General features: G+C 72.2%; 6 protein-coding genes. 5 read left to right on the top strand and 1 reads right to left on the bottom strand.

Going from position 1 to position 7,115, the window contains the following annotated elements; translation table 11 throughout:
• Nucleotides 1–374 precede the first annotated feature (374 nt).
• The 3 genes from DSY14_RS26045 to DSY14_RS26035 all read left to right on the top strand — a co-directional run bounded on the left by DSY14_RS26045 (nucleotide 375) and on the right by DSY14_RS26035 (nucleotide 2,972).
• Nucleotides 375–752, top strand: coding sequence for a DUF2255 family protein (locus DSY14_RS26045; protein ID WP_211719258.1), 378 nt, complete (start codon nucleotides 375–377; stop codon nucleotides 750–752).
• A gap of 102 nt (nucleotides 753–854) precedes the next feature.
• Nucleotides 855–2,438 (top strand): Na+/H+ antiporter, encoded by a 1,584-nt coding sequence (locus DSY14_RS26040; RefSeq protein ID WP_283091706.1) that lies wholly within the window; start codon nucleotides 855–857, stop codon nucleotides 2,436–2,438.
• A 120-nt stretch (nucleotides 2,439–2,558) separates the two neighbouring features.
• Nucleotides 2,559–2,972 (top strand): cupin domain-containing protein, encoded by a 414-nt coding sequence (locus DSY14_RS26035; protein WP_211719256.1) that lies wholly within the window; start codon nucleotides 2,559–2,561, stop codon nucleotides 2,970–2,972.
• Nucleotides 2,973–3,063: 91 nt separating this feature from the next.
• Here the strand turns inward: DSY14_RS26035 and DSY14_RS26030 are convergent, their stop codons facing one another.
• Nucleotides 3,064–4,485, bottom strand: coding sequence for a nitronate monooxygenase (locus DSY14_RS26030; RefSeq protein ID WP_211719255.1), 1,422 nt, complete (start codon nucleotides 4,483–4,485; stop codon nucleotides 3,064–3,066).
• An 842-nt stretch (nucleotides 4,486–5,327) separates the two neighbouring features.
• Here DSY14_RS26030 and DSY14_RS26025 point away from each other — a divergent pair.
• Both DSY14_RS26025 and DSY14_RS26020 read left to right on the top strand, forming a co-directional pair.
• Nucleotides 5,328–6,314, top strand: a complete 987-nt coding sequence (locus tag DSY14_RS26025) for a MerR family transcriptional regulator (protein ID WP_211719254.1) — start codon at nucleotides 5,328–5,330, stop codon at nucleotides 6,312–6,314.
• A 349-nt stretch (nucleotides 6,315–6,663) separates the two neighbouring features.
• The coding region (locus tag DSY14_RS26020) for a MerR family transcriptional regulator (protein WP_211719253.1) at nucleotides 6,664–7,115 on the top strand (452 nt) is incomplete at its 3' end.

Here is a 7,115-nt window from a genome sequence, read left to right as displayed (position 1 = left end):
GTGGACGTGGAGGACCTGGGTGGTGGGCCGCCCACGGGCGGCGATGTTCCCTGCCCGGGTGCGGAGTCGGTGGATCCCACCCTCTCCGGAGCCGGCGAGGGTCTGTTCGACCTTAGCCGTAGCGCGGGAAGGCCGGCTCCCTGCCGCTCCTGGACCCTCGCCCGGTCCCGTCACGGCGATCGGCAGGGCGGGAGTCGTGCCGCACCCGACCGGGTGGGCGCGTGCCGTGTCGGCGGCGCGGTCGACGTTGCCACGCGCGCCAAGAGACGGATGCCGCCTCTCCCATGTTGGGCAAAGCCCCCCGCCCGTGTTGCATGCCCCGAAACGGGGGCGGGGAGGGTACGGGCCGTGGCGCGACGCGGGGGAGGACCAGCATGAGCGCGTGGACCGAGGAACAACTCGACAGGATCGGCCGCTCGGGGGAACTACGGATCACCTCCCGGGGCGACGACGGTGCACTGCGGCGTTCGCGGATCATCTGGGTGGTGCGCGAAGGCGACGAACTCTACATCCGGTCCGTCAACGGGGTGGCGTCCTCCTGGTACCGGGGCACCCGTGACCATCTGGCGGGACATGTCAGCGCCGGTGGTGTCGACGCCGACGTGGCCTTCGAGGACGCCGACGTCTCCGTGAACGACCGGATCGATGCCGCCTACCGGGACAAGTACGGGGCGGGCTCCGCCGGGGTCGACGCGATCACGAGCGACGGCGCCCGCTCCACCACGATGAGGCTGGTGCCGGCGGCGGGCTGAGGAGGGTTCTCGGGGAGGCCGCTCGGCGTTCCAAGAGCGATCCCGGACGGCGGTGGCCCTGTTCGAGGATCCCGACGCGTGTGACGTGGACGGAGGTGTGTCCTGCTCGGACTCGTACTCGTCGTCCTACTGGGTGCGGCGATCCTGGTGTGCACCGCCCTGGCGGCGCGGACCCGCGTGCCCGCCTCGATCGTGCTGCTGGCAAGCGGGGTCCTGCTGGGGTTCATCCCGGCCCTGGGCGAGGTGCATCTGCCGCCCGAGCTGATGCTTCTGATCTTCCTTCCGCTCCTGCTGTACTGGGAGAGCCTGTCGACCTCCCTGCGGGAGATCCGCCGGAACCTCACCGGCATCGCCGTGATGAGCACGGTGCTGGTGATCGCCACCGCCGGGGCGGTCGCCGTGCTGGGCCACCTGTGGGGGCTGCCCTGGGGGACCGCCTGGGTGCTCGGCGCCGCCGTGGCCCCCACCGACGCCACCGCCGTGTCCACCGTGGCCCGGCTGCTGCCGCGGCGGGACATCACCGCCCTGCGCGCCGAGGGCCTGGTCAACGACGGCACCGCCCTGGTCGTCTACGGGGTCGCGGTGGGTGTCACGGTGGGGGAGGAGGCCCTGAGCGCGCCCCATCTCGGCTGGCTGTTCCTGCTCTCCTACTGCGGCGGGGTGCTGGCGGGCGCCGCCACGGCGCTGTTCTGGACCCTCGTGCGCCGACGCATCGAGAACACGCTGCTGCAGAACACGGCCATTCTGCTCATCCCCTTCACCGCCTTCCTGCTCGCCGAGAGCATGGAGGCTTCCGGGGTGCTGGCCGTGGTGGTCGCGGGACTGACGATGAGCCAGACCGGGCCCACCGTCGGCCGGCCCGTGGCCCGACGCCAGACCGAGGCGTCCTGGTCCCTGGTGGTCTTCCTGATCAACGGGTCCCTGTTCGTCCTGGTCGGGTTGGAGGTCCACACGGCTCTGCGCGGCCTCACCAGCCTGGCGCTCGCCCAGGCCCTGGCCCTCGTCGGGCTCGTGTCGGTGCTCGTACTGGCGGTGCGGTGCGTCTTCGTCCTGGGCCCACCGGTGCTCGCCTCGCTCCTGCCCCGAAGGATCCGGCCGAGGGGCGGACCGGGTCTGCGCGCCCGGGTGGTGAACGCCATGGCGGGTTTTCGCGGCGCGGTCTCCCTGGCGGTCGCCCTGTCGGTGCCGCACACGATCTCCTCCGGTGCCGCCTTCCCCGAACGGGATCTCATCGTCTTCACCACCACCGGGGTCATCCTGGTGACCCTGGTGGTGCAGGGGCTCCTGCTCCCTCCGTTGATCGCGTGGGCGGGTCTGAGCGACGACGGCGCGGTGGAACAGGAGCGGCGGTTCGCCCGCGAGACCGCGATCAGCGAGGCACTGGAGGCGCTGCCCGAGGTCGCGGAGTCCCTGCGCACGGATCCGGTCGTCGTGGCGCGCCTGGCGGAGGAGTACCGGGAGCACCTGGAGTCGTTGCGCGAGGGTCGCGACACCCGGGAGGAGGGGCCGGGGGCGACCCGGGAAGGGCAGTACACGGCCCTGCGCCTGGCGCTGCTGGCGCGTAAGCGGGCCACCATGATCCGGTTGCGGAACGAGCGCCGCATCGACGACATCGTCCTGCGCGGTATGCAGGCGGTACTGGACACCGAGGAGGTCCGTCTCACCCACCGCGAACAGTTCGAGTGAGTTCCGCCCGCCCGTGATCCTCGGAAGAGGGTCACGGACCACGCAGCACAGGAGCACGAGGCCCGACGTCTCGGCCGCACACGGTCGGTCGCACGTCATCGAGTTCGAGGAGTGACACCGATGGAGTTCATCACGCCGCAGCCCACGCGGGTGGGTCCCGCCGAGTGGTTCACCGGTGAGGTCTGGTTCGACGTCGTCCACGCGGGCCGAGAGCCCTCCCGCATGCGGGTGAACATGGTCCGCTTCGCTCCGGGCGCGCACACGTTCTGGCACCACCACGTCCTCGGGCAGACCCTGCACGTGGTCGCAGGTGCGGCCCTCGTCGGTACGCGGGACGGCGTCGTGTTCGAGGCCCATCCGGGCGAGACCGTCACGTGCCCACCCGGGGAGGAGCACTGGCACGGTGCGACCCCGGAGCGGTTCATGGAACACCTGGCCCTGTGGGAGGGCAGCGGCGAGGGCGCGGTGGAGACCACGTGGCTGGAGGCCGTCACCGACGAGCAGTACCACGCGCCTCGCACCCGCCGTTCCTGAGCACGGGAGCGGTCCACGGGGGTGACGCCGCGACCGGCACGCGCCCGGATCACACCCGGCGCGTGCGACCGGCCCAGGGGCCTCGCGCTGCTCACCCCGACAGCAGATACCGGACGACGTCGGCGGCGGCGAAGTCGTCGCCCGCGTGACGCAGCAGCTCCGGGAGGAAATCGAGGTCCTGGCCGAGGGTCAGCAACGGCGGTTCGACGTAGCCGCCGGGCCGGTGTTGGGCCAGACCGACGTTGGCGGTGAGGGCGTTGCACAGACACCGGCGGTCCTGCGCGTCCTCCGGACGGCCACCCTTGTGGACGTAGACGTCGACCGGTTCGGCGGGGCAACGGTAGCCCACGGACCCGTTCTCCTTCTGGAAGGGCGTGCGCAGGTAGCCGAGGTCGCACAGCCGGGACCGTCGCGCGAAGTCCTCCTCCTCGGACAGCGTGCCGGGCGACCGTGCGACCTTGAACGGGAACCCGGTGGGTGAGGCCGAGGGGTCGTTGCGCACCTTCAGAGATCCGGACGCACCCTCGCGCAGCAGCCGCGTGCGCAGGGCGTCGGAGAGCCCTGATTCCCGGGCGAGCGCGAAGGCGCTCCCGATCTGCACGCCCACGGCGCCCTCCGCGAGGGCGGCGGCCAGGGCGCGCGGCGTCGCACGGCCGCCCGCGAGCCAGAAGGGCAGGCCGAGGTCGGCGACCTTCGCGGTGTCGATCCGGTCGCGCGGACCGTAGGTCGGTTCGCCGTTCTCACCGATGTGGTCGCGGGCCCGTGGCGGAGCGCTGTGACCCCCGGCCGTGTGCGTCTCCAGAACGAACCCGTCGGGGCGGGTGGCTGCGGACCGGTGCAGGTAGTGGGCGAGCACCGTCGAGGCCACGACCGCCAGGAAACGCGGGCGGGACAGCGGGGCGCTCGTGCCGCCGGTGATCACGGCCGGGTCGAAGGTGCTGCTGTGTCGTTCGTCCGCACCCTCCACCGCGATGGTCAGTTCGGTCGCGGAGCGCGTGCTCAGGGCGTCGAGCATCCCCGGTATCTCGCCGGGGATGCCCGCGCCCATCAGGACGTGGTCGACCCCGGCCAGGATCGCTCCGTAGGCGGCGGGCTGGGTGGCGAGTTGGATCTTCTCCATGTAGTTGACGCCCACGCGTCCGTGGTGGCCCTCCTTGGCGAGCCACACCTCGACGAAGTTGCCCGCGACGGTGAGCTCGTCGCGCACCCGGTTGCGGCGCAGGCCGAGCCGGGGCACCGGACGGAACGGGCGTCCCTCCGGGAGCCCACCGGGGACGAAGTAGCGCGCGAGGATGCGGGAGACGACGTCCTGGTCGGGAAAGCGGGCGAGGGCCCGGCGCATGTGTCCGTCCGGATCGCCGCGTTGGAGACGGCGGGCGAGCTGGACGTCGAGGGCCACACCGGAGACGACCCCGAGTTGACCGGTGCGGGCGACGGCACGCGCCAGTCGCCATCCGGACACGCCGACACCCATGCCGCCTTGGATGATGGTCGGGGGAGCGGGGTCGGACATGGGGCTTCTCCATCGGTGGTGTGGGTGTTCGGTCCGACCGATCCGGCCGGAGGCGCGCGGGGCACCAGCGCGCGAACGGGGTCGATCAGTGTGGGTCACGGCCCGGGTGGAGCGTGGAGCCGAGGGGCCGTGCGAAGAACGGTGCGGCGGGGTCGCGGCGGGAGTGCCACATCCGATCCGCGTACCGCGACCCCAGGCGGGGTGAACGAGTCGCTCGGGGCGCGGCCCGGTGCGGCGACCGGTGTGGGGAACCGCCGTGCCCGGTGCGTGAACGTGAGCGAGGCTCGCACGGGCGGGTCCGTGAACCCGTTCGGTGTGCTTCCGCGTGCCGGTGGTCATCACGGACCCCCTGCCGACGAGCCTCGTGCACCCGCGACAGCGGACCGGCCGTGCCCGCGGCCGTGCCCACGGCGCTGCCCGGAGCGCTGCCGGCGTCTTCGGTGAGCATGCTGAGCACTCCGGTCATGAGAAGGGGGATGGCGTTGTGGGGTGGTGTGGTCTCAGTGTGCAGCGGTGGGCGCACGGGGTACGAGGGGCGGATGCCGCAGCCGCCGGTGCGGAAGGTCCCGGGTATCCCGGGCCCTACGGGGGCGGCCGCGCAGAGACCTCCGACGTCACGAACGATCCCGTCGGACACCCTTGATCCGCACGTTCACCCTCACCAGGGGTGGTCACCGGCCCCCGCCACACGACGCACACCGCCGCCCTCCGCGAGGCAGGGACCGTGTCGCGCGCCCCGGGCCGGCCGTGGACCGCGGGCCGGGACGCTGCTGCTACTCCCGCGCGGATCATGGCGGCCCGGGGCTTGTATCTCATGTGGCTTGAGGCACCACAGTGTCCTCATGAACCACGGAGAGCCGTATCCCATCGGAGACGCCGCGCGACGCAGCGGGTTGAGCGTCAGCGCCGTCCGCTTCTACGCCGACGCGGGCGTCGTCGAACCCACGTACCTGTCCGAGGCGGGCCACCGCCTGTACGACATCGCCACCATCGCCCGCCTCGAACTCGTCCGCACCCTGCGTGAACTGGACACCGACCTGGGCGAGATCCGCCGCCTGCTCGAAGGCGGCACGACCCTGCACGGTCTGCTCACCACCCACCTGGAGATCGTCGAGCGCCAGGAGCGCACCCTGCGCGCCAGGAGGGCGGTGCTGCGGACCCTGATCAGGCAGGGCGGCGGCACCGCCCAGGCCGTGCTGATGCACAAGCTCGTCTCGATGACCGATGAGGAACGCGAGCGGATTGTCGACGACTTCTGGAACGACGTCGGCGCCGGTCTCGACGTCCCCGAGGGCTTCGTCGACCGGCTGCGCACGGTGCGGCCGGTCCTGCCCGCCGACCCCACGGCGGCCCAGCTGGAGGCGTGGATCGAACTGGCCGACCTGGTGCGTGACCCGGCGTTCCGCGACGCGGTCCGCACCTACCTGCACGAGACCTACTCCACGCATCCGGGCGAGCGCATGGCGAGCTCGCCGGTCCAGGAGTTCATCTACGAGAGCGGTGCCGCGCTCGTCGAGGAGGTCCTGGCCGCCCACCGCGCCGGTGAGTCGCCTCGGTCACCCCGGTCGCAGAGGGTCGTCACCCGCTTCCTGGAGGCGGCCGTGGGGCTGTCCGACACCCCGTTGACCCCCGAGGCCCGTGACCGGATGGCCGACGCGTTCCGACGGATCCCCGACCTGCAGCGCGAGATGGCCGAAGAGGATGGCCCCGAGGACCCCCACGGCCGGTACCTGTCCCTGGTGGCGGTGGTCAACGGGACCGCGGACGACCTGGACGAGCTGCCCTATGTCTGGATCGCCGAGGCCATGCGCACCCCGACCGGCGGCTGAGGAGTGGGCCGGTGTGCCCGGCGCGGGGCCCTGAAACCGGCCTCGGTCCCTTCGCCGCGCCGCTGCCAGGGGCACCCGTCCCTCCCGTGGCCGCCCTCCTCACCGCGCGGGTGGCCTCGCTCTCGGGTCGCACGACGGCCCCGCGCGATGCACCATCGCCCGGGGCCGTCGTGGCCCACGCGTCGCCGTTCGGGTCGGCCGCCGATCGGGAGCCCACGGTGGTGTCCTGAAGGATCGCTCCGGTTCCCCGACGCGTGAGGGACGCGGGCCCCGAGAGTGCGCGGCGGCGTCGGTGACGTGGTGAATACGGGCTTGACCTTGTGGTTACCGTAAGGCCCAGACTGGCGGTATGAGCCTGTTCATCAAGGATTTCAGCGAGATCAGCGAGCTCTCGCCCCAGACGTTGCGTTTCTACCACTCCGAGGGTCTGTTGGTGCCGGCCACGGTCGATGAGGAGACCGGGTACCGCGGCTATGAGGTCGGGCAGGTCCGGACGGCGCTGTTGATCACGGCGCTGCGGGGTGCGGGGCTGAGCGTCAAGGAGGTGCGTGCGGCGTTGGAGGCCCCCGACACGGCGGCGGGCCTGTTGGGCGAGCACGTGGAGGGGCTGCGGCGCCGGCGCGCGGTCCAGGACGAGGCGATCGCCACCGCCGGGGAGTTGCTCACGTGTTGGCCGCGGGTCGAGCAGCGGCGGGTGCCACAGATGACGGTGCTGTCCAGGTGTGCGCCCGCGGTCGCGGTGGAGCGGCGGCGAGGACAACCGGACCGCTATGACCGGGGTCGGGTGGCCGAGGTGGCGGC

Origin of the sequence: Nocardiopsis sp. MG754419, assembly GCF_018207095.1 — a bacterium.
Taxonomy (GTDB): Bacteria; Actinomycetota; Actinomycetes; order Streptosporangiales; family Streptosporangiaceae; genus Nocardiopsis.
Note: the sequence above shows the minus strand (reverse complement) of the source record. Positions and strands in the feature narration are given on the sequence as shown.

Excerpts from the sequence above, each read along its gene's own strand:
- DSY14_RS26030 (WP_211719255.1), bottom strand. The coding sequence starts at position 4,485 with ATGTCCGACCCCGCTCCCCCGACCATCATCCAAGGCGGCATGGGTGTC.
- DSY14_RS26025 (WP_211719254.1), top strand. The coding sequence starts at position 5,328 with ATGAACCACGGAGAGCCGTATCCCATCGGAGACGCCGCGCGACGCAGC.
- DSY14_RS26035 (WP_211719256.1), top strand. The coding sequence starts at position 2,559 with ATGGAGTTCATCACGCCGCAGCCCACGCGGGTGGGTCCCGCCGAGTGG.
- DSY14_RS26045 (WP_211719258.1), top strand. The coding sequence starts at position 375 with ATGAGCGCGTGGACCGAGGAACAACTCGACAGGATCGGCCGCTCGGGG.